Source organism: Arhodomonas sp. KWT2 (assembly GCF_041949875.1).
GTDB classification, from domain to species: Bacteria; Pseudomonadota; Gammaproteobacteria; order Nitrococcales; family Nitrococcaceae; genus Arhodomonas; species Arhodomonas aquaeolei.
Genome location: NZ_JBHFPQ010000040.1, coordinates 24,374 through 45,785 on the forward strand (window position 1 = coordinate 24,374; position 21,412 = coordinate 45,785).

22 protein-coding genes are annotated in these 21,412 nt (G+C 71.4%); 20 read left to right on the top strand and 2 right to left on the bottom strand.

Translation table 11 applies throughout. The annotated features are described in order from the left end of the window. The first annotated feature begins 90 nt into the window (after positions 1-90). From ACEZHJ_RS07805 to ACEZHJ_RS07890, 18 genes are all read left to right on the top strand, one after another. On the top strand, positions 91-1,350 hold the full coding sequence (locus tag ACEZHJ_RS07805) for a 6-phosphofructokinase (RefSeq protein WP_018719577.1): 1,260 nt from the start codon (positions 91-93) through the stop codon (positions 1,348-1,350). Positions 1,351-1,474: 124 nt separating this feature from the next. After that, positions 1,475-2,005 (top strand): inorganic diphosphatase, encoded by a 531-nt coding sequence (gene ppa / locus ACEZHJ_RS07810; RefSeq protein ID WP_018719578.1) that lies wholly within the window; start codon positions 1,475-1,477, stop codon positions 2,003-2,005. Positions 2,006-2,375: 370 nt separating this feature from the next. Beyond that, the gene (locus tag ACEZHJ_RS07815) at positions 2,376-2,699 is read left to right on the top strand and encodes a hypothetical protein (RefSeq protein ID WP_018719579.1); all 324 of its coding nucleotides are present in this window, start codon (positions 2,376-2,378) and stop codon (positions 2,697-2,699) included. A gap of 24 nt (positions 2,700-2,723) precedes the next feature. Beyond that, positions 2,724-3,605, top strand: coding sequence for a 50S ribosomal protein L11 methyltransferase (gene prmA, locus ACEZHJ_RS07820; RefSeq protein WP_375036399.1), 882 nt, complete (start codon positions 2,724-2,726; stop codon positions 3,603-3,605). After that, entirely contained in the window at positions 3,605-4,357 is a 753-nt protein-coding gene (locus ACEZHJ_RS07825; protein ID WP_375036400.1) for a DUF3426 domain-containing protein, read from the top strand. The genes prmA and ACEZHJ_RS07825 overlap by 1 nt, the downstream gene beginning before the upstream one ends. 112 nt (positions 4,358-4,469) lie before the next feature. Then, positions 4,470-4,769: a DNA-binding transcriptional regulator Fis gene (fis, locus tag ACEZHJ_RS07830; RefSeq protein WP_040409677.1), complete on the top strand. Its 300-nt coding sequence runs from the start codon at positions 4,470-4,472 to the stop codon at positions 4,767-4,769. An 88-nt stretch (positions 4,770-4,857) separates the two neighbouring features. Further along, positions 4,858-6,444 carry a bifunctional phosphoribosylaminoimidazolecarboxamide formyltransferase/IMP cyclohydrolase gene (gene purH, locus ACEZHJ_RS07835; protein ID WP_040409678.1) on the top strand — a complete coding sequence of 529 codons (1,587 nt, stop codon included), beginning with the start codon at positions 4,858-4,860 and terminating at the stop codon, positions 6,442-6,444. Between the two features lie 10 nt (positions 6,445-6,454). Beyond that, entirely contained in the window at positions 6,455-7,759 is a 1,305-nt protein-coding gene (purD, locus tag ACEZHJ_RS07840) for a phosphoribosylamine--glycine ligase (protein ID WP_018719584.1), read from the top strand. Between the two features lie 181 nt (positions 7,760-7,940). Next, positions 7,941-8,915: a YegS/Rv2252/BmrU family lipid kinase gene (locus ACEZHJ_RS07845; RefSeq protein ID WP_375036401.1), complete on the top strand. Its 975-nt coding sequence runs from the start codon at positions 7,941-7,943 to the stop codon at positions 8,913-8,915. A gap of 233 nt (positions 8,916-9,148) precedes the next feature. After that, on the top strand, positions 9,149-9,598 hold the full coding sequence (locus ACEZHJ_RS07850) for a hypothetical protein (protein WP_163139277.1): 450 nt from the start codon (positions 9,149-9,151) through the stop codon (positions 9,596-9,598). Between the two features lie 149 nt (positions 9,599-9,747). Next, positions 9,748-10,125 (top strand): cytochrome c, encoded by a 378-nt coding sequence (locus tag ACEZHJ_RS07855; protein WP_259201226.1) that lies wholly within the window; start codon positions 9,748-9,750, stop codon positions 10,123-10,125. After that, positions 10,122-11,324: a cytochrome D1 domain-containing protein gene (locus ACEZHJ_RS07860; RefSeq protein ID WP_375036402.1), complete on the top strand. Its 1,203-nt coding sequence runs from the start codon at positions 10,122-10,124 to the stop codon at positions 11,322-11,324. The genes ACEZHJ_RS07855 and ACEZHJ_RS07860 overlap by 4 nt, the downstream gene beginning before the upstream one ends. A gap of 10 nt (positions 11,325-11,334) precedes the next feature. Continuing rightward, the gene (locus tag ACEZHJ_RS07865; protein ID WP_375036403.1) at positions 11,335-12,384 is read left to right on the top strand and encodes a hypothetical protein; all 1,050 of its coding nucleotides are present in this window, start codon (positions 11,335-11,337) and stop codon (positions 12,382-12,384) included. After that, a complete protein-coding gene (locus ACEZHJ_RS07870) occupies positions 12,381-12,836 on the top strand; it encodes an AsnC family transcriptional regulator (RefSeq protein ID WP_018719590.1) in 456 nt (151 codons plus the stop codon). Before ACEZHJ_RS07865 ends, ACEZHJ_RS07870 begins: the two co-directional genes overlap by 4 nt. After that, positions 12,833-13,387 carry an AsnC family transcriptional regulator gene (locus ACEZHJ_RS07875; protein WP_163139273.1) on the top strand — a complete coding sequence of 185 codons (555 nt, stop codon included), beginning with the start codon at positions 12,833-12,835 and terminating at the stop codon, positions 13,385-13,387. Before ACEZHJ_RS07870 ends, ACEZHJ_RS07875 begins: the two co-directional genes overlap by 4 nt. Then, entirely contained in the window at positions 13,375-14,541 is a 1,167-nt protein-coding gene (gene nirJ, locus ACEZHJ_RS07880; protein WP_375036404.1) for a heme d1 biosynthesis radical SAM protein NirJ, read from the top strand. Before ACEZHJ_RS07875 ends, nirJ begins: the two co-directional genes overlap by 13 nt. Next, positions 14,538-15,728, top strand: coding sequence for a siroheme synthase (gene cobA / locus ACEZHJ_RS07885; protein WP_375036405.1), 1,191 nt, complete (start codon positions 14,538-14,540; stop codon positions 15,726-15,728). Before nirJ ends, cobA begins: the two co-directional genes overlap by 4 nt. Before the next feature lie 153 nt (positions 15,729-15,881). After that, the gene (locus ACEZHJ_RS07890) at positions 15,882-17,516 is read left to right on the top strand and encodes a nitrite reductase (protein WP_375036406.1); all 1,635 of its coding nucleotides are present in this window, start codon (positions 15,882-15,884) and stop codon (positions 17,514-17,516) included. Between the two features lie 32 nt (positions 17,517-17,548). Here the strand turns inward: ACEZHJ_RS07890 and ACEZHJ_RS07895 are convergent, their stop codons facing one another. After that, positions 17,549-17,947, bottom strand: a complete 399-nt coding sequence (locus tag ACEZHJ_RS07895) for a YbaN family protein (protein WP_163139269.1) — start codon at positions 17,945-17,947, stop codon at positions 17,549-17,551. Between the two features lie 94 nt (positions 17,948-18,041). Between ACEZHJ_RS07895 and hemN the strand changes: the two genes are divergently transcribed. Both hemN and ACEZHJ_RS07905 read left to right on the top strand, forming a co-directional pair. After that, positions 18,042-19,430 carry an oxygen-independent coproporphyrinogen III oxidase gene (hemN, locus tag ACEZHJ_RS07900; protein WP_163139268.1) on the top strand — a complete coding sequence of 463 codons (1,389 nt, stop codon included), beginning with the start codon at positions 18,042-18,044 and terminating at the stop codon, positions 19,428-19,430. A gap of 129 nt (positions 19,431-19,559) precedes the next feature. Beyond that, positions 19,560-20,405, top strand: coding sequence for a mechanosensitive ion channel family protein (locus ACEZHJ_RS07905; protein WP_259201258.1), 846 nt, complete (start codon positions 19,560-19,562; stop codon positions 20,403-20,405). A gap of 75 nt (positions 20,406-20,480) precedes the next feature. On the opposite strand, the gene mmsB is transcribed toward ACEZHJ_RS07905, so the two are convergent. Continuing rightward, the gene (gene mmsB / locus ACEZHJ_RS07910; protein ID WP_018719598.1) at positions 20,481-21,377 is read right to left on the bottom strand and encodes a 3-hydroxyisobutyrate dehydrogenase; all 897 of its coding nucleotides are present in this window, start codon (positions 21,375-21,377) and stop codon (positions 20,481-20,483) included. Positions 21,378-21,412: the final 35 nt, after the last annotated feature.

Consider the following 21,412-nt stretch of genomic DNA (forward strand, 5'->3'; position numbering starts at 1 on the left):
CCGGTCGGCGACACTATCGATTCGCCGAGCGGTTTCTTAGTAGAATCCCGCGGCTTACGCGGCTGTCGAGATAACCGGAGTACCCCGCCCATGAGCGCCAGGAATGCCTTCTATGCCCAGTCAGGCGGTGTGACCGCCGTCATCAACGCTACCGCCTGTGGCGTCATCGAGACCGCGCGCGCCCACCCGGACGCCATCGGCACCGTCTACGCCGGCAAGGCGGGCATCCTCGGGGCACTCCACGAGGAGCTCATCGACACCGGCGAGGAGTCGGCCGAGACCATCGCCGCGCTGCGCCACACCCCGGCGGGGGCGTTCGGCTCGGCACGCTACAAGCTCAAGGGCCTGGAGGAGAACCGCGCCGAGTACGAGCGCCTGATCGAGGTCTTCGAGGCCCACGACATCGGCTACTTCTTCTACAACGGCGGCGGCGACTCCCAGGACACCGCCTACAAGGTCTCGCAGATCGGCGAGCGCCTGGGCCACCCGGTGACCTGTATCGGCATCCCCAAGACGGTGGACAACGACCTCCCCGGCACGGACACCTGCCCCGGCTTCGGCTCGGTGGCCAAGTACATCGCCGTGGCCACCCGGGAGGCCGGGCTCGACGTGCGCTCCATGGCCGAGACCTCCACCAAGGTCTTCGTGCTCGAGACCATGGGCCGGCACGCGGGCTGGATCGCCGCGGCCGCGGGGCTGGCCCGCGAGGAAGAGGGCGACCCGCCCCACGTCATCCTGCTGCCGGAAGTGGCCTTCAACCGCGAGGCCTTCCTGGCGCGGGTACACGACGCGGTGGAGCGCCACGGCTACTGTGTGGTGGTGGTCTCCGAGGGCGTGCGCCATGCCGACGGCACCTTCCTCTCCGACCAGGGCAGCACCGACGCCTTCGGTCACACCCAGCTCGGCGGGGTCGCGCCGGTGGTGGCGTCGCTGATCAAGGCGGAACTCGGCTACAAGTACCACTACGCGGTGGCGGACTACCTCCAGCGTGCCGCGCGCCACATTGCCTCCGCGACGGACGTGGAACAGGCGTACGCCCTCGGTCGCGCGGCGGTGGAGATGGCGCTCGCCGGCCGCAACGGGGTGATGCCGACCATCCACCGTCTCTCCGACGAGCCCTACCAGTGGGAGGTCGGCGAGGCCCAGCTCGCGGATGTCGCCAACAGGGAGGCGAGCATGCCGGCGGCCTACATCAGCGAGGACGGTTTCGATATCACCGATGCCTGCCGCCGCTACCTCCGCCCGCTGATCGCTGGCGAGGACTATCCCCCCTACCGCAACGGCCTGCCGGATTACGCCCGCGTACGCGGCGTGCTCGCCCCGCGCCGGCTCGCCCCCTTCGGCGGCTGAGCGGTACGACGGCGGGAATTCCGCCGGGGGAAGCCCTCGGCGGCTCAGTGCTTTATAATCGCGGCCCGGCGCGCGGCGGCCACGGTCGCCGTGCGGACCCCATTCCAGTGATCAGGAGGGAAGCATGAGCTACGAGAACGTCGCCCCGGGCAAGAGCGTCCCCGAGGACATCAACGTCATCATCGAGATCCCGGCCCACGCCGATCCGGTGAAGTACGAGGTGGACAAGGACTCCGGGGCCATGATCGTCGACCGCTTCATGGCGACGGCAATGCACTATCCCTGCAACTACGGCTATATCCCGCAGACCCTCTGCGGTGACGGCGATCCCGCCGACGTGCTCGTGGTCACCCCGTTCCCGCTCATCACCGGCTCGGTGGTGCGCTGCCGTCCCCTCGGCGTGCTGCAGATGACCGACGAGTCCGGCGAGGATGCCAAGCTGCTCGCGGTGCCGGTCTCCAAGCTCACGCCGATGTATGACAACGTCAAGGCCGCGGAGGACCTGCCGCCCGTGATCCTCGACCAGATCGCCCACTTCTTCGAGCACTACAAGGACCTGGAGAAGGGCAAGTGGGTGCGCATCGACGGCTGGAAGGGCGTCGACGCCGCGCATGCGGAGATCAACGACGCGGTCTCCCGCTACCAGAAGGGCTGACGCCCGGGACCTCCGGCGCGGCGCCCGCCGCGCCGGATACCAGCCGGGCCACCGGGTCCGGAGGCACGGCCGCAACGGCCGCCGCGGCGCCGTCGCCCATGCGGGAATGTGCCCGGCTTGCGGTCGCCACCGCATCGCCATCCCTGACGACCACCCGATGTCCCCCGGCGGGACCGTCCGCGAGCCGACCCGGCGTGTCCGGCACCGGCGGCGCCCGTTACCGTGCATGGTTCACGTTTGGTGTCTACTGTGTGGGTGTTGAACGGGGTATCCGCCGGGGATTGGATTGCGGGCGATCACGGCCTATAATCCGCCGATCTTTCGCTCGGTGCGTACGCCATCGCATGGCTCGGTTGTCGTAGGGGGGCATATGGGCTCGGCCATGACCGTGGACCGCCTGGAGGACGAGAACCGCCGTTACGACGGCCGGGGCGGCGTTAGCGCCGAGAACCGCGGGGCGGGGTTCGCCCCCGCCTTCCTCGACCGGGCCACCGGGCGCGTGCACCGCTCGTGCCTTGCCGATGGGCGGCCCGCCCCCTGTCACTGTCTCGACGGCCTGCCGGAGACGCTGGTCACCGCCCGTGACCTCGGCGGCCGCGTGACCGCGGTGCGTCCCGGCGTGATCGCCGGTTTCGTGCGCGACGGGGCCTTCTATACCCGCGAGCAGGCTGCGCGCGCCCTCGCCGCCGGCTGATCGCCCGACCACGGTGGGGCCACCATGGCCTGGATCGAGATCTCCTTCGAGCTGCCCCGCGAGCGTTTCGGACTGGCCGAGGCCGTGCTCGAGGCCGCGGGGGCGCTGTCCGTTACCGGGCGTGACCCGGGGGACGAGCCGGTGCTCGAGCCCGCTCCCGGCGAACAGCGACTGTGGTCGCGGGTGCGCGTCACCGGCCTGTTCGACGCCGACGTCGACCCGGCGGCGGTCCGAGCAAGCGCCCGCGAGGCCCTGGGTGCGGAGCCGGCGGAATGGCACGTCGGCAGCCTCGAGGACCGCGCCTGGGAGCGGGCGTGGATGGACGATTACCGTCCCATGCGCTTCGGCGAGCGGCTCTGGGTGGTGCCCTCCCATGAGGCCCCTCCGGATCCGGACGCCCTGAACCTTCGCCTGGATCCCGGTCTCGCCTTTGGCACCGGCACCCATCCCACCACCGCCCTGTGCCTGGAGGCCCTGGACGCCCGGCCCCCGGTGGGTGAGCGGGTGCTGGACTACGGCTGTGGCTCCGGCGTGCTCGCCATTGCCGCACTGCTGCTCGGCGCCCGGGAGGCGGAGGGCGTCGACAACGACCCGCAGGCACTGGTGGCCACCCGCGAGAACGCCCACGCCAACGGCGTGGCGGAGCGGCTCGCCGTGCGCGATCACACCGGCGAGCCCCCGGCGCCGGCGGACTGCGTGGTGGCGAACATCCTCTCTGGGGTGCTTATCGAGCTCGCGCCGGTGCTGGTGCGCTGCTGCCGTCCCGGTGGCCGGCTGGTGCTCTCGGGGGTGCTTGCCGGGCAGGCCGCATCGGTGGCCGAGGCCTTCCGCCCCGAGGTCACCCTGGAGGTCTCCGCACCCAGGGACGGCTGGGTCCGCCTGGAGGGCAAGCGGGGGCCCGGGTGATGCCACCGGCGCCCAGACACGCCCGCTGCCCGGAGTGCGGCACGCTCTTCCGGGTCACCCTGGCCCAGTCCGGCGCCGCCGGCGGCCGATGCCGCTGCGGTGTCTGCGGTGCGGTTTTCGATGTCCGCACCCATACCGAGGATCTCCCCGGCGATACGCCCGACCTCCGCGCCGAACCGGCGCTGGGGGAGGTGGGGGGGACCCCGGTGCCGGACGCGCCGCCTCCCCGGGAGCGTATGGCCCCCGCCGCGGACTGGCTGGAACCCGGTCCGGGCGAGGAGGAACCGGTACACCGGCGCTGGCCCTGGTGGCTTGCCGCCGTGGTGCTCCTGCTCGCTATTGCGGGGCAGCTCACCTGGTTCAATCGCCAGGCCCTGCTGGGCAATCCCCTGGTGCGGGACTGGGCGGTGGCGGCCTGCGAGGTGGCGGGCTGTACCGTCCCCCTGCCGCGTCGTCCGGCGGCCGTGCGGGTCGACGAGCGGGCCCTGCGGGCGTCGCCGAACGGTGACCGCCTGCGTTTCACCGCGCAAATCGCGAATACCGCCCCGACCCCCATCGAGTGGCCGCAGATGCGCCTGCGCCTGACCGCGCTCAACGGTCAGATCCTCGCCGAGCGCGGCTTCGAGGCGACGGACTACCTGGACCGGACCCCGCCCGGGACGGGGATGCCCCCCGGGGAGACAGTGGACGTGTCGGTGGAGATCGACGCGCCCCAGCCCCCGGCCCAGGGCTTCGAGGTCTTCTTCCGCTAACGTCGCGCTCGCCCTCTACGGGAGGTGGCGCGACCGGTCGGCGGGTTAGTATTATCACCTATTTCGGCGCCGCGGGCGGCGGTCGATACCAACGCGACGGGCAGATAACGACATGGCAGAGCAACAGGCCAGGCAGGACGAAGGGACCAGGGAGCAGTCGAAGGATCCGCAGCGTCGGGGTGTCGGGCCGATACGCTCTTGCGTGCGCGAGTCGCTGGAGGACTATTTCCGCCAGCTCGACGGCTATCCGGGCAGCGGGCTGTACAAGATGGTGCTCACCGAGATGGAGGTGCCGCTGCTCGAGGTGGTGATGCGCGAGTGCGGTGGCAACCAGACCCGCGCCTCGGAGATCCTGGGCATCAATCGCGGCACCCTGCGCAAGAAGCTCCAGTACTACGGCATCGAGGACTGAGACGCCCGCGTGTCGCCGCGCACCGCAGGGCCGGGCAGTTCCGCTATAATGGCGCCCCCTTGAGGCAGCCAGCGAAGGAAACAGCCCGATGCCAGCAGCCGCACAGTTGAGGCCGGTCCGGCGGGCGCTGATCAGCGTCTCCGACAAGACCGGGATCACCGATTTCGCCCGGGCCCTGCACGAGCGGGGTGTGGAGATCCTCTCCACCGGCGGGACCGCGCGGACCCTCGCCGAGGCCGGTGTTCCGGTGGTCGAGGTCTCCGGGCACACTGGTTTCCCGGAGATCATGGCGGGCCGGGTGAAGACCCTGCACCCGCGGGTGCACGGCGGGCTGCTGGGACGGCGCGGGGTCGACGACGCGGTGATGGACGAGCACGGCATTGCGCCCATCGACCTGCTGGCGGTCAATCTCTATCCCTTCGAGCAGACCGTCGCCCGGGCGGACTGCACGCTGGCCGATGCTATCGAGAACATCGATATCGGCGGCCCCGCGATGATCCGCGCCGCGGCCAAGAACCACGACGGCGTGACCGTGGTCACCGATGCCGGCGACTATCCGGCGGTGCTCTCCGAGCTGGACGCCGGCGGTATCACCGCCGGGACGCGCTTCCGCCTCGCGGTGGCCGCCTTCGAGCACACCGCCCATTACGACGGCGCCATCGCCGAGTACCTGGGCCGGCGCACCGGCGACGGTGATACGCCGGCGGACTTCCCCGACACCCTCAACCCGCAGTTCCGTCTGGTGCAGACCATGCGCTACGGCGAGAATCCGCACCAGCGCGCCGCGTTCTACCGCGAGCCGGCGGCACAGGGCGCGTCGGTGGCCACCGCCAGCCAGCTCCAGGGCAAGGCGCTGTCGTTCAACAACATCGCCGATACCGACGCCGCGCTGGAGTGCGTGCGCGGTTTCGAGGTCCCGGCCTGCGTGATCGTCAAGCACGCCAACCCCTGTGGCGTCGCCGTGGCCGAGGACCTCCTCACCGCCTACGAGCGCGCCTTCGCCACCGACCCGACGTCCTCGTTCGGCGGCATCATCGCCTTCAACCGGACCCTGGACCGCGCCACCGCGGAGGCGATCGTGGATCGCCAGTTCGTGGAGGTGATCGTCGCCCCGGCGGTGGCGGACGGCGTGGCCGAGGCGGTGGCCCGGAAGAAGAACGTGCGCCTGCTCGTCACCGGCGCCCTGGACGAGGGCGCCGACGGCGGGCGGCTCGACTACAAGCGCGTGCGCGGCGGGCTGCTGGTGCAGGATGCCGACCATGAGCTGCTGCCCGCCGGCGCGGCGCCGCGGGTGGTGACGCAGCGTGCCCCGGAGGCGGGTGAGCGCGCCGACCTGCTCTTCGTCTGGGCCGTGGCCCGGCACGTGAAGTCCAACGCCATCGTCTACGGCGGCGCCGGGCGGACGCTCGGCATCGGCGCCGGGCAGATGAGCCGGGTGGACAGCGCCCGTATCGGCGTGCGCAAGGCGTCGGACGCCGGCCTCTCGCTGGATGGCTCGGTGCTCGCCTCGGACGCCTTCTTCCCCTTCCGCGACGGCGTCGACCAGGCCGCCGGGGCCGGCGTGCGGGCGATCATCCAGCCCGGCGGCTCGATCCGCGACGAGGAAGTGATCGCCGCCGCGGACGAGCACGGCATCGCCATGCTGTTCACCGGCATGCGGCATTTCCGGCACTGAGGAGCAGCCCATGAAGGTACTCGTGATCGGCGGGGGCGGACGTGAGCACGCCCTGGCATGGCGGTTCGCCCGCTCCGAACGCGTCAGCGACGTCTACGTCGCCCCCGGCAATGCGGGCACCCGGCGTGAGCCGGGCGTGCACAACGTGGCCGTCGGTGCGGAGGACATCACCGCACTGGTGGACTTCGCCCGTAACTTCGCCATCGACCTCACTGTGGTCGGTCCGGAGGTGCCGCTGACCATGGGCGTGGTCGACGCGTTCCGGGCCGCCGGCCTGCGCTGCCTCGGCCCGGACCGCGCGGCCGCTGAGCTCGAGGGCTCCAAGGCCTTCGCCAAGGCGTTCCTGGAGCGGCACCGTATCCCCACCGCCGGCTACCGGGTGTTCGACGACCTCGGTGAGGCCCGGGACTACATCCGCGAGCACGGCGCACCGCTGGTGGTTAAGGCCGACGGCCTCGCCGCCGGCAAGGGCGTGACCGTGGCGATGACCGTGGACGAGGCGCTGCAGGCCGCCGAGGGCATGCTCGGCGGCAACGCCTTCGGCGACGCGGGCGAGCGTATCGTCGTCGAGGACTTCCTCCAGGGCGAGGAGGCCAGCTTCATCGCCCTCGTGGACGGCAATAACGTCCTGCCGCTCGCCTCCAGCCAGGACCACAAGGCCCGGGACGACGGCGATACCGGCCCCAATACCGGCGGCATGGGCGCCTACAGTCCGGCCCCCATCGTCACCGGGGCGGTGCACGAGCGCATCCTCGAGGAGATCGTGCGCCCCACGGTGCGCGGCCTTGCCGCCGAGGGCCGGCCGTACACGGGGTTCCTCTACGCCGGCGTAATGATCGACCCGGACGGCGAGCCGCGGGTACTGGAGTTCAACGTGCGTCTTGGCGACCCGGAGACCCAGCCCATCCTCATGCGCCTGCGCTCGGATCTGCCGGCGCTCTGCGATGCCGCCCTGGACGGGTGCCTCGCGGAGGTCGGGGCGGAATGGGATCCGCGTCCGTGCCTGGGTGTGGTGATGGCCGCCGGCGGCTATCCGGGCGCCTACGGCAAGGGTGACGTCATCACCGGTCTGCCGGAGAGCGAGAGCGGGGACGTGAAGGTCTTCCATGCCGGCACCAGCGACGACGACGCCGGCGAGGTCGTGACCATGGGCGGGCGCGTTCTCTGCGTCTGCGCCCTCGGCAGCGATATCGCCGAGGCCCGGAACCGGGCCTACGAGCAGGTGGAGCGCATCCACTGGGACGGTGTCTACTACCGCCGGGACATCGGCCATCGGGCCGTCGCCCGTCTCAGGGGCGGCACCCCGGACTCCTAGTCGATCACCGCTCCGGGGCGGTGCCCGTGCGGCGTATCGACGGGCACTCGTGCCCCGGCCCGTGTCGTCAGACGCAGGACGCGTACTGTACGGCCCGCCGGCGGGGCGGGGTTTGGTGATATGGGCCGGTCGACGGACTGACACCGTCGCCGCCCGGTGGCGAGGGGCCCGGAGGGCGCGCATGTTGGAGACCCAGTCCCAGCCGCACCGCGGCGAGCCGCGCCGGCGACTGGCGGTGTTCGCGAACGCCGCGGCCGGGCGCGCCGGCGGCCCGCTGGACGCGGCGCTGGCGGTCTTCGAGCGTTGCGGCGTCGAGTATCGCTGCCACTGGCCCGCCAATGGCGATGCGTTGCGCGCGGGTATTGCCGCCGTCGCCGCCACCGTGGATGCGGTGGTCGTCGCCGGCGGGGACGGCACCGTCAACGCCGCCCTCGGTGCCCTGGCCGGCGGCACCACGCCGCTGGCGGTGCTGCCGCTGGGCACCGCCAACGACCTTGCCCGGACCCTGGGCATCCCGTTCGATCCTGCTGGTGCCGCCGCCATCGCGGTGGATGGTTCCGTCCACCGCATCGATCTGGGTCGGGTCAACGGCCGTTATTTCTGTAACGTCGCCCACATCGGGCTGGGCGTGCGTGCCCGGAACGAAGGCCTGGGCGAGGGCGACAAGCGCCGCTGGCGCGCGCTGAGCTACCCGGTGGCACTGCTGCGTACAGCGGGCCGGCTACGCTCGTTCCGGCTGGAGGTCGAGGTCGATGGCCGCACCGAGCGCCTGCGTGCGCTGCATTTCGCCGTGGGCAACGGCCGTTACTACGGTGGCGGCGTGCCAGTGCAGGCCGAGGCCGGCATCGACGACGGTCTGCTGGATGCCTACTGCGTCCCGCCCCAGGGGCGGCTGGGCCTGCTCCGGGCCGCCTGGGATGTCTGGCGCGGCGGAGTGGCCGGCAGCCCGGTCTGGCGTGCCCAGGCGCAGGTGCTGACTGTCCGCACCCGACGACACCGGCGGATCCTCGCCGATGGCGAGATCATTGCGTACACCCCCGCGACGTTCGAGGTCTGTCCGGGCGAGCTCCCGGTGGTCATCGACCCGGGCAGCGGCGACGCCGCCTCCGCGCCGTCCATACAGCGGCTGTGGCAGGGGGTGAGGAACGTCGTGTAGCGGTCTGGCATGAGTGACGGGCGACGCGGCGGGACAGTCGCGGTATGGTTCAAACCGGTAGGTGCGGCGGCACCCTCGTCGCCGGTGTTGCGCGGTATCACGCACACCCGCTAAGCCGGCGCTCGCACGCTCTGCGGGCAAGGCGCACAATCGCCCGGAAGGTTGGCATTACCGGGCCCGGGCGGTCTGGCTATCGGGGTGTTCCGGGCCCGGCATCAGCGCGGAGGTGGAGGATGAGCCTGCTACGTGATCCGGCCCTGGTGGCCGTCAACGACGTGATGGTCCAGTGCCAGACGAACGCCCGGCACCACCGCTACACCGCGGAGGTGATCGACGACGCCGCGGTGGCGGGCGTGCTCCAGCGCCTGGCCGGCGACCGTGAGGCCCTTGCGGACCGTCTGGCGCTCGGGCTGCGCAGCCACGGCGAGCTCCCGCAGGCGGCGGACGGCGAGCTGGACAGCCTCCACGAGCTGGGCGACCGGCTCATCGCGCGCTTCGCCGAGCGCGGTGCCGGGCGGCTGCTGCGCGAGCGCGGCGACGACGAGCGACGACTCGCCGCCGCGGCCAAGCGGGCGCTGGACGAGGCGGTGCCCGGCGATCTGCGCCCCCAGTTCGAGCATCTCGTCACCGAGGCCAATGCCGCCGCGGACGACTTGATCGCCCGCATCGAGACCCTTTCGTGACGTTTCGCCTTCGGTTGATGGATATCAACTAATAAATCGTATGCATCTTATAGCCTGACCCCGAATGGCCGCCTTTCGGTGGCCGGTACGAGTTCCCTGCCCGCGGGTGCACCAGCGCTTCGGGTGGGGACGACAGTCCGGGGGACGGCATGCTCATCCGTAATTCCGCACTCCTGCGGCGGCTGCGCCACTCCGCGTTTCCGCTCCTGCTGGTTGCCCTCACCGTGCCCCTGGTCCCGGCCGCGGGTGCCGAGCGCCCGGCCGCCCTGCGCGGACGCAGCCTCGGCTCGATCGTGCGCGAGGACTGCGGGGCCTGCCACGGCCTGCGGCTGACCGGCGGCCTGGGGCCGGACATCACCGCCTCCGCGCTGTCCGGGCGCGACGTCGGCGCCCTCGCCGCGACCATCGAGCACGGCCGCCCGGGCACTGCCATGCCCCCCTTCGGCCCGCTGTTCAGCCATGCCGAGATCCGAGCCATCGCCCGCGGCCTCAAGTCCGGGCGGTACCTCCAGGAGAATGACCGATGATCCGATATGCCCGTGCCGCCGTCACGGCCTTCCGTGTCTGGACGCTGCTGCTCGCCGCCGCGCTGCTCGGCGGTTGCGCGACCACCCCCGCCCCGCGGGGCACCGGCGACCTGGGGCTGGTCGTCCAGCGTGCGGACGGCCGGGTGTCCCTGGTGGACGCCAGCGAGCGGGCCGAGCTCGCGGAGATTGACGGCCTCGGCGATCTCTCCCACGCCTCCGCGGTGTTCTCACGGGACGAGCGCTTCGCCTACGTGTTCGGTCGTGACGGCGCGCTGACCAAGGTGGATCTGCTGCGCGGGCGCATCGTCGCGCGGGTGCAGCAGGCGGGCAACAGCATCGGCGGCGCCATCTCCGGCGATGGCCGCCTGGTGGCCGTTTCCAACTACGAGCCCGGCGGCGTGCGCGTGTTCGACGCCCGTACCCTGGAGCCGGTGGCGCGCATCCCGGCGCGCTACGGCGACGGCGAGCGTGCGCGGGTGGTCGGCCTGGTGGACGCCCCCGGGGAGCGGTTCGTGTTCAGCCTCTACGAGGCCGGCGAGATCTGGATCGCTGACTTCAGCGGCGGCGACGAGCCGTCCATCACCCGGATCAGGGGCGTGGGGCGCAAGCCCTACGACGGCCTGATCACGCCGGAGGGGCGCTACTACATCGCCGGGCTGTTCGGGGAGGACGGCCTTGCCCTGGTCGACCTGTGGCACCCGGAGCGTGGCGCCCGGGAGATTCTCGCCGGCTACGGACGCGGTGAGAAGCGCCTGCCGGTCTACAAGATGCCCCACCTCGAGGGCTGGGCGATGGTGGACGACTATGCCCTGCTGCCCGCGGTGGGGCGCCACGAGGTGCTCGTGGTCGACCGTGATGACTGGCACGAGGTGGCGCGCATCCCGGTCCACGGCCAGCCGGTGTTCGTTATGGCCGGCCCGGACGGGCGCGAGGCCTGGGTGAACTTCGCCTTCCCCCGCAACGACACCGTCCAGGTTATCGACATGGACACCCTGAAGGTGGACGACACCCTCACCCCGGGGCGGGGCGTGCTGCACATCGCCTTCTCCGCCCGCGGCGAGGAGGTGTGGCTGTCCCTGCGCGACGACGACGCCGTCGCCGTCTACGACGCGGATACCCACGAGCCCCTGGCCCGGCTGCCGGTGCCGCGCCCGAGCGGGATCTTCTTCACCGACCGTGCCGACCGCATCGGCCTGTGAGGACCCGGCCATGGTGACGGCAGCGGCGGACATCGCAGGCGCGGGAACCGCGGCGGCCCCGGACGGCGTGGCGCGGGCGCTGCTCCGCGCCTACGCCCGCGGCCTGCCGCTGGAGCCGCGGCCGTACCGCACTATGGCCCGTCACCTCCGGGTCGGGGAGGGCGAGGTGATCGCCGCCCTGGGGACGCTCGCGGACCGGGGCTGGCTCGCCCGGGTGGGCGCGGTCTTCCGCCCGGGGGCGGTGGGGGCGAGCACCCTGGCCGCCCTGGCGGTACCGCCGTCGCGCCTGGAGACGGTCGCCGCACAGGTGAACGCGTATCGCGGGGTGAACCACAACTACGAGCGTGAGCACCGTTACAGCCTCTGGTTCGTCGTGACCGCGGCGAGCCGCCCTGGAGTGGATGCCGTGCTGGACGGCGTCGCCGCCGATACCGGGCTGGCGCCCCTGGACCTGCCGCTGGAGAGCGCTTACCACCTGGATCTCGCCGGCCTGATGGCGGGCGAGGGGGACGCGCCGCGGACCGTCACCCCGCGGCCGCCCGCCGAGCCGCTGGTGCTGGACCCGGCGGCGAGGCACGTGCTGGCGGCGCTGGAGGACGGTCTCGCCCTCGTGCCGCGCCCCTTCGCCGCCGTTGCCGCCCGGGCGGGCGTCGACGAGGCGGAGGTGCTCGCGCGGCTGCGGGCCTGGCGGGAGCGCGGCGCCGTGGTCCGCTACGGGCTGATCGCGCGTCACCGCCGGCTCGGCTACCGGGCCAACGCGATGGTGGTCTGGGACGTGCCGGACGAGCAGGTGGACGCCGTCGCCGGCCGCATCGCCGGGTACCGCTTCGTCACCCTGTGCTACCGCCGCCCGCGGCGCCTGCCCGAGTGGCGGTACAACCTCTTCAGCATGATCCACGGCCGCGACCGCGCCACCGTCCGTGCCCAGGCGCAGGCGCTCGCGGCGGCCGCCGGTCCGGCGGTGCGGGACCGGCAGGTGCTCTTCAGCCGCCGGTGTTTCCGTCAGCGCGGCGCGAGCTACGCCCCGGCGCCGGCCGGCGCCGGGGCGGTGGCGTCATGAGTGGCGAACTGGACGCCGTGGACCGGCGCATCGTCAACGTCCTGCAGGGCGGCCTGCCCCTGAGTCCGACACCGTATTCCGAGGCCGCCGGGACCGTGGGCATCGCCGAGGCGGAGCTGCTCGACCGTCTCCGGCGCCTGCTCGACGACGGTTATCTCTCCCGCGTCGGCCCGCTCTTCGACGCCGGCGCCCTCGGCGGCGCCGTGACCCTGGCCGCCATGGCGGTGCCGCCGGTGCGCCTGGACGTGGTCGCGGCGCAGGTGAACGCCCACCCGGAGGTGGCCCACAACTACGAGCGCGACCACCGGCTCAACCTGTGGTTCGTGATCGCTGTGCTGGACGCCGAGCGCCTGGCAGCGGTGGCCGGCGAGATCGAGGCGGAGACCGGCCTGTGCGTCCACCTCATGCCCAAGCGCGCCGAATACTACCTCGGCCTGAGGGTGACGGCATGACCCGGGGCGGGGACGGGCACAGCCCGGACGCGCTGGACCGGCGCATCATCGCCGCGACCCAGCACGGCCTGCCCCTGTGTCCGCGCCCCTACGCCGAGGTCGCCGCCCGCGTCGGCACGGACGAGGACGAGGTCATCCGCCGGCTCGCGGCCATGCAGGCCGGCGGTGGAATCCGGCGCATCGCCGCGGTGCCCCAGCACTACGCCCTGGGCCTGCGCTTCAACGCGATGACGGTCTGGGACGTCCCGGACACCGACGTCGACCGCCTCGGCCGGGACGTCGGCGCGCTGGAGGCCGTCAGCCACTGCTACGCCCGGCCGCGCCACCCGCCGCAGTGGCCGTACAACCTGTTCGCCATGGTCCACGGCCGCGACCGGGACAGCGTCGAGGCGCGGATCCGCGAGGTCGCGGCGGTGCTCGGCGACCACCCCCGTGCCTCGGCGGTGCTCTACAGCCGCCGTGTCCTCAAGAAGACCGGTCTGAGAATCCCGGAACCGGCGACGAACCCCGCAAGCGATCCGCCCCCAGGAGGCCGTCCATGTTCAGACTGACCCGCTATATCGAGGCCCTCCGCACCCCGGGCTCGGTCCCGCCGCCGGCGCGCCCGCCCGGGCCCGTGGTGATCTGGAACCTCATCCGGCGCTGCAACCTCGCGTGCAAGCACTGCTACGCGACCTCCGCGGACATCGATTTCGCCGGCGAGCTCTCCGGCGCGGAGATCGACACGGTGATGGACGACCTCCGCGCCTTCGGCGTGCCGGTGCTCATCCTCTCCGGCGGCGAGCCGCTGATGCACCCGGAGATCCACCGTATCGCCTGCCGTGCCCGGGACATGGGGTTCTTCGTCGGCCTCTCCACCAACGGCACGCTGATCGACGAGTCGAACGTCGCGACCATCGCGGAGACCGGGTTCGACTACGTCGGCATCAGCCTGGACGGCCTCGGCGAGACCCACGACCGCTTCCGCAAGCGCCGCGGCGCCTTCGACGAATCCGTGCACGCGCTGCGGCTGTGCCGGGATGCCGGCATCAAGGTGGGCGTGCGCTTCACCCTGGCCGAGGAGAACGCGCACGACCTGCCGGGGCTGCTGCAGCTCGTCGCCGACGAGGACATCGACAAGTTCTACCTCTCCCACCTCAACTACGCCGGCCGGGGCAACCGCAATCGCCGCGGCGACGCCGTCCACCGACGCACGCGCTGGGCGATGGATCTGCTGTTCCGGCACTGCCTCGCCGACCTCGCGGCCGGCCGGCGGCGGGACTACGTCACCGGCAACAACGACGCCGACGCCGTCTACCTCCTGCACTGGGCAGAGCGCCGTTTCCCGGCGGACGCGGTCGCCGGCCTGCGGCGGCTGCTCCGGGCCTGGGGCGGCAATGCCTCGGGCAGCGACGTCGCCAACATCGACAACCTCGGCAACGTCCACCCGGACACGTTCTGGTGGCAGCACAACCTCGGCAACGTCCGCGAGCGGCCGTTCTCCGCGATCTGGAGCGACGATAGCGAGCCCATGCTGGCTGCACTGCGCCGCCGGCCGCGACCGCTGGAGGGGCGCTGCGGTGCCTGCGCCCACCGCGACATCTGCGGCGGCAATACCCGCACCCGGGCGTGGCAGCTCACCGGCAACCTGTGGGCGGAGGACCCGGGCTGTTACCTGGACGACACGGAGATCGGCCTGCCGGCCGTCGAGGAGGCGCTGTCATGACCGGCATGCCGGCGACGCTGGAGCTCACCGGGCGGCGGGTACTCGTGGTGGGCGGCGGGGACGGCGCACGGCGGCTCGCCGCGTGGCTGGGGTGCCACGGGGCGCGGCTGCGCGTGGTTGCGGCGGATGTCCGCCCGGCCCTGCGCGAGGCCGCCATGGCCGGTGGTTGGGCGCTGTGCGAGCGGGCGTTCGCGCAGGGGGACCTCGACGGCTGTCACCTGGCGGTGGCGGCGTCCGATTGTGTCGATCTCAACCACCGGGTCGCCGCGGAGGCGGACCGGCGGGGCGTGCTGGTCCACGCGGTGGGCGCGCGCGAGCGGTCCTCACTGCACCTCGATATCGACGACGACGAGCCGGCCGCGCTGCAATGGCGCAAGGAACCCGGCGCCGGCCGGGCCTACCTCGTCGGGGCGGGGCCCGGGGACCCGAAGCTGCTCACCCTGCGGGCACGGGAGGTGCTGGGCCGCGCCGACGCCGTGCTCTACGACCGCCTCGCCGCGCCGGAGGTCATGGACCTCGTGCCGGCCCGGGCGCAGCGCGTCTACGTCGGCAAGGCGGCGAGCCACCATACCGTGCCGCAGTCGCGCATCAACGCCATGCTCGTGGACCTCGTCAGCCAGGGGCTCGAGGTGGTCCGGCTCAAGGGCGGAGACCCCTTCGTCTTCGGCCGCGGCGGCGAGGAGCTGGAGGCGCTGCAGGCCGCCGGCGTGTCCTTCGAGGTCGTCCCCGGCGTCACCGCGGCCCTCGGCTGCGCCGCCTATGCCGGTATGCCGCTGACCCACCGGGACCATGCCCGGCTGTGCACCTTCGTCACCGGTCACCTCCGGGACGGCTCCCTGGATCTGCCCTGGGAGGCCCTGGTGCAGCCGTCGCAGACCGTCGTCATCTATATGGGCCTGCACGGGCTGCCGCGGCTGTGCGAGGAGCTCATGCGGCGGGGGCTGGCGCCGGGGCATCCGGCGGCGGTGGTCCAGCGCGCGACCCTCACCGGCCAGCGGGTGGTCACCGGCTGCCTTGGGGACCTGGTGACGCGGGTGCGCGAGGCGCGGCTCCAGCCGCCGAGCCTGGTTGTGCTCGGCGAGGTGGTGCGGCTGCGCGACCGGCTGGACTGGTTCACCGACTCGTTCGACGGGGCGGTGCCGGAAGGCGAAGCCGCGCCAGCTATCGAGGCGCTCCACGGGGGTTGATACCGCTCAAGGCGGGGAGCGCATTTCGCCTACAAAGTAGTAATTGGAATAAATATTCATAAGCGGCCGGCCGCCCGTCCGGGCGGCGCTCCGGCAGACAGGGGCCGGCCGTACCCGGAAGTCGTGTTGGAAGCCATTACAGGAGATACCACTATGTCATCCTCAGGCGTAAGAACCGCCGTGGGCACCGTGCTCGTGGCGCTCGCCGCCGCGTTCACGGCGGCCCCGGTGTTCGCCGGTTTCGACGCCAAACCCGCGGAGACCATCAACGGTCGCCCGGTGAAGGCCTTTGTCAGCTCCGAGTGCGGCGGCTGCCACAACCCCAAGCGTACGGGCGCCACCGGCCCGAACATCACCCAGCAGCGCCTGCGCGAGGGCATCGGCGACGGCGAGGGGGGCTTCAAGACCTCCAAGATCACCGGCCGGCCGCTGACGCCGTTCAATGAGCAGGCAATCTTCATGACCGTCAAGCACGGTCGCACCGGGACATCCATGCCCGCCTGGGGCACGGACTCCAATCCCATCGGCAAGGCGCTGTCCGACGCGGAGATCCGGGCGGTCACCGACTATCTCTGGAACAACGCCGCGCCCAAGCGCTTCTACTGGTCCCGGGAGAAGATGGAGGACTCCCTGGAGGTGCTCGTACCCAAGTCCGAGCAGCCGGCGGAGCCGACCCACGACCACCCGGTGGACAACCTCCTGCTCGCCACCGAGCGCGAATACTTCAGCGTGGCCGTGATCGACGGTGACAGCTTCGAGGTGGTCTCCCATCTCAAGGCCGGTGCCCGCGCCCACGGCTACACCTTCAGCCCTGACGGGCGCTACGCCTACAACCTCGGCCGCGACGGCTGGCTGTACAAGTACGACCTCTACAGCCTCAAGCCGGTGCGTCGCATCCGCCTCGGCCTGGATGCCCGCGGGATCGCGATCTCGGACGACGGGCGCTACATCATGACCGGCATGTACATACCGACCCAGGCGGTGATGGTGGATGCCGACACCCTGGAGCCGGTGAAGGTGATCGACACCCACGGCGTCGCCGCGATCACCGGCGGCAAGGTGGATTCGCGCATCTGCTCGGTGAACGACGTCAAGCCGAGTGTCGGCCCGTACTTCCTGCTCGCGCTCAAGGAGGCGGGCCAGATCTGGCGGGTGAACTACGACAAGCCCGGCTTCCCGGTGAAGAAGGTGGGTAACGTCGGCAAGATCCTGCACGACGGCTTCCTGCGCCCGGACAACAAGGTCTTCTTCCTCGCCTCCCAGAACTCCAATCACGTCGCCGCCCTGGACGTGGAGACCATGGAGATCCTGGCCAAGATCGAGACCGGCACCAAACCGCACCCGGGGCCGGGCGCGGTCTGGCGCGAGGACGGCGTGGAGTACGCGGCGACCCCGCACATCGGCGAGGGCAAGAACGTGATCTGGAACGACCATACCTTCGAGTTGGTCGGCGAGGTGCCCAGCGGCGGCCCGGGCCTGTTCGTGCGCGCCCGCGAGGACATGAAGTACGTGTGGTTCGACTCGGTCTTCCCGCCGGCGTCCAACGAGATCACCGTCCACGAGCGCAAGCCCCCGTTCAAGGTGGTCAAGCGCATCAACGAGGGCACGATGACCCTGCACCCGGAGCCGGACGCCGACGGCAGCCACGTGTTCGTCAGTGACTGGAAGGAGGGCGTGATCCGGGTCTACGACGACGAGACCCTGGAGAAGGTCGCCACCATCACGGACGTGCGCACGCCCACCGGGATCTTCTCGGTGTCGCGGGCACACCACCACGAGGGCCACTGAGGCCCCGGCGGGCGGGGCGCCGGCCCCGCCCGTCACGACCGTCGGGTGACGATAAAGGTGCTGACGCCGAGCAGCAGCGCGGAGACGCCCAGGCGCAGCGGCAGCGGTTCCACCGTCGCCATCATGATCCCCCAGCTCACCACGATCAGTCCGATGGCCGTGCGCTTCGCCGCCGGTCGGATGGCCCGGCGTTCCTGCCAGTCCGCGAGCGGCGGTCCGAGCCGCGGGTGCTCGTGGAGCCAGCGCGCCAGTGCCGGCGAGCTGCGCGAGGCGGCGTAGGCCGCGAGCAGCAGGAACGGCGTGGTCGGCAGCAGCGGCAGGGCCACCCCGAGCATGCCCAGGGCGATGCAGCTCCCGGCCAGCGCCTGCCAGGCGTAGCGGCGGAAGCCGCCGTTTCCCGGTGTGTTTCGAGACCCATGTTTGCCGGCCATGATCTGGATCAAAAGCAGCCCCTGATTTATGCCTTATCCTGCCACAAATGCGCCGTCCTGAACCCATCCCCAGGGGGCGTGCGTGGAGGTTGCCATGTCCGAGACCCTACAGATCGACCCGCAGATGCTCGAGCGCTACGACGTGACCGCCCCGCGGTACACGTCCTATCCGACGGCGCTCGCTTTCCACCCCGGCTGGGACGAGGCCGCCTACGTGGCCCACGTGCGCGCACACCGCGCCCCGGACGAGCCGCTGTCGATGTACGTGCACGTGCCGTTCTGCCACTCGGCGTGCTTCTACTGCGCGTGCAACCGGATCATCACCGCCAACCGCCGTCACGCCGAGCACTACCTGGAGCGGCTGATCCGCGAGATCCACGCCCAGGCGACCCTGCTTGGCCCGCGGCCGCTGGCGCAGCTGCATTTCGGCGGCGGCACGCCCACCTACCTGGACGACGACCAGCTCGAGCGCCTGATGAGGGTGATCGGCGAGGCCTTTCCGTTCGCCCCCGTTGCCGAGCGGGAGTTCTCCATCGAGATCGACCCGCGCACGGTGGACCCGGCCCGCATGCGCCGGCTCCGCGGGATGGGCTTCTCCCGGGTGAGCCTGGGTGTGCAGGACTTCGACCCGGCGGTGCAGGCCGCCATCAACCGGATACAGTCCGCCGAGATGGTCTCGCAGGTGCTCGCCGCGGCCCGTGGCGAGGGCTTCACCTCCACCAACATGGACCTCATCTACGGTCTGCCGAAGCAGGACCGGGCGCGCTTCGACGCGACCCTGGAGCGGATCATCCGCATGCGTCCCGAGCGGTTGGCCATCTACAACTACGCCCACCTGCCCGAGCGCTTCAAGATGCAGCGCCAGATCGACGCCGATACGCTGCCGGGGCCCGAGGAGAAGCTGGGCATCTTCAACGACGCCATCCGCCGGCTCACGGAGGCGGGCTACGTCTACATCGGCATGGACCACTTCGCCCTGCCGGAGGACGAGCTCGCCCAGGCCCTGGCCGCCGATACCCTGCAGCGCAACTTCCAGGGCTATTCCACCCGAGGCGGACTGGATCTGGTGGGCGTGGGCTCCACCGCCATCGGCCACATCGCCGGCGCTTACAGCCAGAATCACCACAATCTCGCGGCCTACAACGAGGCCATCGACGACGGCCGGCTCGCGGTCGCCAAGGGATACCGGCGTGACGCCGACGACGAACTCCGTGCCGAGGTGATCGAGGCGGTGATGTGCCGCTCGCGGCTGGACTTCAACGACGTCTCCGCGCGCCACGGCATCGACTTCGCGGATTACTTTGCCGACGCCCTCGCCGACCTGCGCCCCGCCGAGGCGGACGGGCTGGTGGTCATCGGCGATGACAGCCTGACCGTGACCCGCCAGGGGCGGCTGTTCCTGCGTCAGATCGCGATGCCGTTCGACGCCCATCGCCGGCGCGGCGAGTCCGACATCCTGCGGCGCTTCTCCCGCGCCATCTGACCCGGCGGCGGCCTCGCGGGCCGCCGTCCTTCCGCGGTTGCCCCCGGCCCGGCCGGGGGGCTTTAATGTGCCCGTGCGACGCCCTTTCGGGGCGGCGCCACGCACAACAACAACCGCGGAGCGTCACACATGCAGGACATGCAGCAACTCTACGAGCAGGGCTACGCGTGGCTGGTCACGAACGGGGCCGACTTCCTGCTCAACCTCGTCGGCGCTGTCGTCATCTTCTACATCGGCAAGTGGGCGGCCCGCGGCCTCAAGGGCGTCAGCCGCCGGCTGATGCAGCGCGCGCGACTCGACGACACCCTGGTGAGCTTCGCCGCCAACATCATCTACGCGCTGATCCTCGCCTTCGTGATCATCGCCGCGCTTGGCCAGCTCGGTATCCAGACGGCCTCCCTCATCGCCATCCTCGGTGCCGCCGGCCTGGCCGTCGGTCTGGCCCTGCAGGGCTCGCTGTCCAATTTCGCGGCGGGGGTGCTAATGATCCTCTTCCGCCCCTTCCGGGTGGGGGACTACGTCGAGGCCGCGGGCACCAGCGGTACCGTCGACGAGATCGAGATCTTCCAGACCCGGCTGCGCACCCCGGACAACAAGGTCGTCATCGTGCCGAACGCGAGCGTCACCGGTGGCACTATCGTGAACTACTCGGCGATGGATACCCGCCGTGTGGACATGGTCATCGGCGTGCATTACGACACCGACCTGCCCCGGGCCCGGAACCTGCTCATGGAGATCATCACCGCCGACGAGCGCGTGCTCGCGGATCCGGCGCCCGTGGTGGTGGTGGGTGACCTCGGTGCCAGCACGGTGGACTTCTGGGTGCGGCCCTGGTGCAAGGCCACGGACTACTGGCCGCTGAAGTGGGACATGCTGGAGACCATCAAGACCCGGCTGGAGGCCGAGGGCATCACCATCGCCTTCCCGCAGCTCGACGTCCACCTCTTCCGCGAGGAGGGGCAGGGCGCCGGGTAGCACGGCGGGCCGCGCCGCCCGCGCGGACGCCGCGTCCCGGCCCGGTGCCGTGTCCCCGATCCGGGCGCCGGCGTGTCAGCCGGCGTCGTCTCCGCGCAGGAACTCCAGGATGCTGGAGAAATCCTTCCTGCCGTTGCCCTGGGCGCTGTGGGTCGTGTAGAGGCTGCGCGCAAGCGCCCCCATGGGGGTGGCGGTGCCGCTGTTGACCGCCATGTTCATGGCGAGCCCCAGGTCCTTGGCGATGAGGTCCACCATGAACCCCGGCTGGTAGCCGTTGGAGGCCGGGGCGTTCTCCATTACGCCCGGGTAGGGGTTGTAGACCTGCAGCGCCCAGTTGTTGCCGGAGCTCGCCTTCATGATCTCCGAGGCCACGGCCGGGTCCAGGCCGTGGGCCCTGGCCATGTTCAGCGCCTCGGAGGTGCCGATCATGAGCACGCCGAGCAGCATGTTGTTGCACATCTTGCCCACCTGACCGGAGCCGCTCGGGCCGGCATGGAAGACCGCCTTGCCCATGACGTCGAGCACCGGCCGGGCCTGTTCCACCGCGGCGGCCTCGCCGCCGCAGATGAAGGTGAGCGTCCCGGCACGGGCGCCGCCCACGCCGCCGGAGACCGGGGCGTCCACGAACGCCAGTCCCGCCGCCGCGGCACTCTCGGCGACACCGCGGGCCTCCTCCGCGGCGATGGTGGAGCAGTCCACCAGGAGGGTGTCGCGGGAGACGCGCGCGATCAGCCCGTCGTCCCCCTCGTAGACCTGACGGACGTGGCGTCCGGCCGGGAGCATGGTGATGACGATCTCGGCACCGTCGGCGGCGGCCACGGCGGTCTCCGCCTTCGCCGCGCCGGCCTCCACCAGGGCGCTCACCGATTCCGGCACCAGGTCGAAGACCGTGACCTCGTGGCCGGCATTGACGAGGTTCGTGGCCATGGGGGCACCCATGTTGCCCAGGCCGATGAATGCGATCCGTGACATCCCTCTCCTCCTCGGATTGTGCTTTACGTTAACGT

Bases quoted from the DNA above. Each gene is read 5' to 3' on its own strand.
- ACEZHJ_RS07805 (WP_018719577.1), top strand. From the start codon at position 91: ATGAGCGCCAGGAATGCCTTCTATGCCCAGTCAGGCGGTGTGACCGCC.
- ppa (WP_018719578.1), top strand. From the start codon at position 1,475: ATGAGCTACGAGAACGTCGCCCCGGGCAAGAGCGTCCCCGAGGACATC.
- ACEZHJ_RS07815 (WP_018719579.1), top strand. From the start codon at position 2,376: ATGGGCTCGGCCATGACCGTGGACCGCCTGGAGGACGAGAACCGCCGT.
- prmA (WP_375036399.1), top strand. From the start codon at position 2,724: ATGGCCTGGATCGAGATCTCCTTCGAGCTGCCCCGCGAGCGTTTCGGA.
- ACEZHJ_RS07825 (WP_375036400.1), top strand. From the start codon at position 3,605: ATGCCACCGGCGCCCAGACACGCCCGCTGCCCGGAGTGCGGCACGCTC.
- fis (WP_040409677.1), top strand. From the start codon at position 4,470: ATGGCAGAGCAACAGGCCAGGCAGGACGAAGGGACCAGGGAGCAGTCG.
- purH (WP_040409678.1), top strand. From the start codon at position 4,858: ATGCCAGCAGCCGCACAGTTGAGGCCGGTCCGGCGGGCGCTGATCAGC.
- purD (WP_018719584.1), top strand. From the start codon at position 6,455: ATGAAGGTACTCGTGATCGGCGGGGGCGGACGTGAGCACGCCCTGGCA.
- ACEZHJ_RS07845 (WP_375036401.1), top strand. From the start codon at position 7,941: ATGTTGGAGACCCAGTCCCAGCCGCACCGCGGCGAGCCGCGCCGGCGA.
- ACEZHJ_RS07850 (WP_163139277.1), top strand. From the start codon at position 9,149: ATGAGCCTGCTACGTGATCCGGCCCTGGTGGCCGTCAACGACGTGATG.
- ACEZHJ_RS07855 (WP_259201226.1), top strand. From the start codon at position 9,748: ATGCTCATCCGTAATTCCGCACTCCTGCGGCGGCTGCGCCACTCCGCG.
- ACEZHJ_RS07860 (WP_375036402.1), top strand. From the start codon at position 10,122: ATGATCCGATATGCCCGTGCCGCCGTCACGGCCTTCCGTGTCTGGACG.
- ACEZHJ_RS07865 (WP_375036403.1), top strand. From the start codon at position 11,335: ATGGTGACGGCAGCGGCGGACATCGCAGGCGCGGGAACCGCGGCGGCC.
- ACEZHJ_RS07870 (WP_018719590.1), top strand. From the start codon at position 12,381: ATGAGTGGCGAACTGGACGCCGTGGACCGGCGCATCGTCAACGTCCTG.
- ACEZHJ_RS07875 (WP_163139273.1), top strand. From the start codon at position 12,833: ATGACCCGGGGCGGGGACGGGCACAGCCCGGACGCGCTGGACCGGCGC.
- nirJ (WP_375036404.1), top strand. From the start codon at position 13,375: ATGTTCAGACTGACCCGCTATATCGAGGCCCTCCGCACCCCGGGCTCG.
- cobA (WP_375036405.1), top strand. From the start codon at position 14,538: ATGACCGGCATGCCGGCGACGCTGGAGCTCACCGGGCGGCGGGTACTC.
- ACEZHJ_RS07890 (WP_375036406.1), top strand. From the start codon at position 15,882: ATGTCATCCTCAGGCGTAAGAACCGCCGTGGGCACCGTGCTCGTGGCG.
- ACEZHJ_RS07895 (WP_163139269.1), bottom strand. From the start codon at position 17,947: ATGGCCGGCAAACATGGGTCTCGAAACACACCGGGAAACGGCGGCTTC.
- hemN (WP_163139268.1), top strand. From the start codon at position 18,042: ATGTCCGAGACCCTACAGATCGACCCGCAGATGCTCGAGCGCTACGAC.
- ACEZHJ_RS07905 (WP_259201258.1), top strand. From the start codon at position 19,560: ATGCAGGACATGCAGCAACTCTACGAGCAGGGCTACGCGTGGCTGGTC.
- mmsB (WP_018719598.1), bottom strand. From the start codon at position 21,377: ATGTCACGGATCGCATTCATCGGCCTGGGCAACATGGGTGCCCCCATG.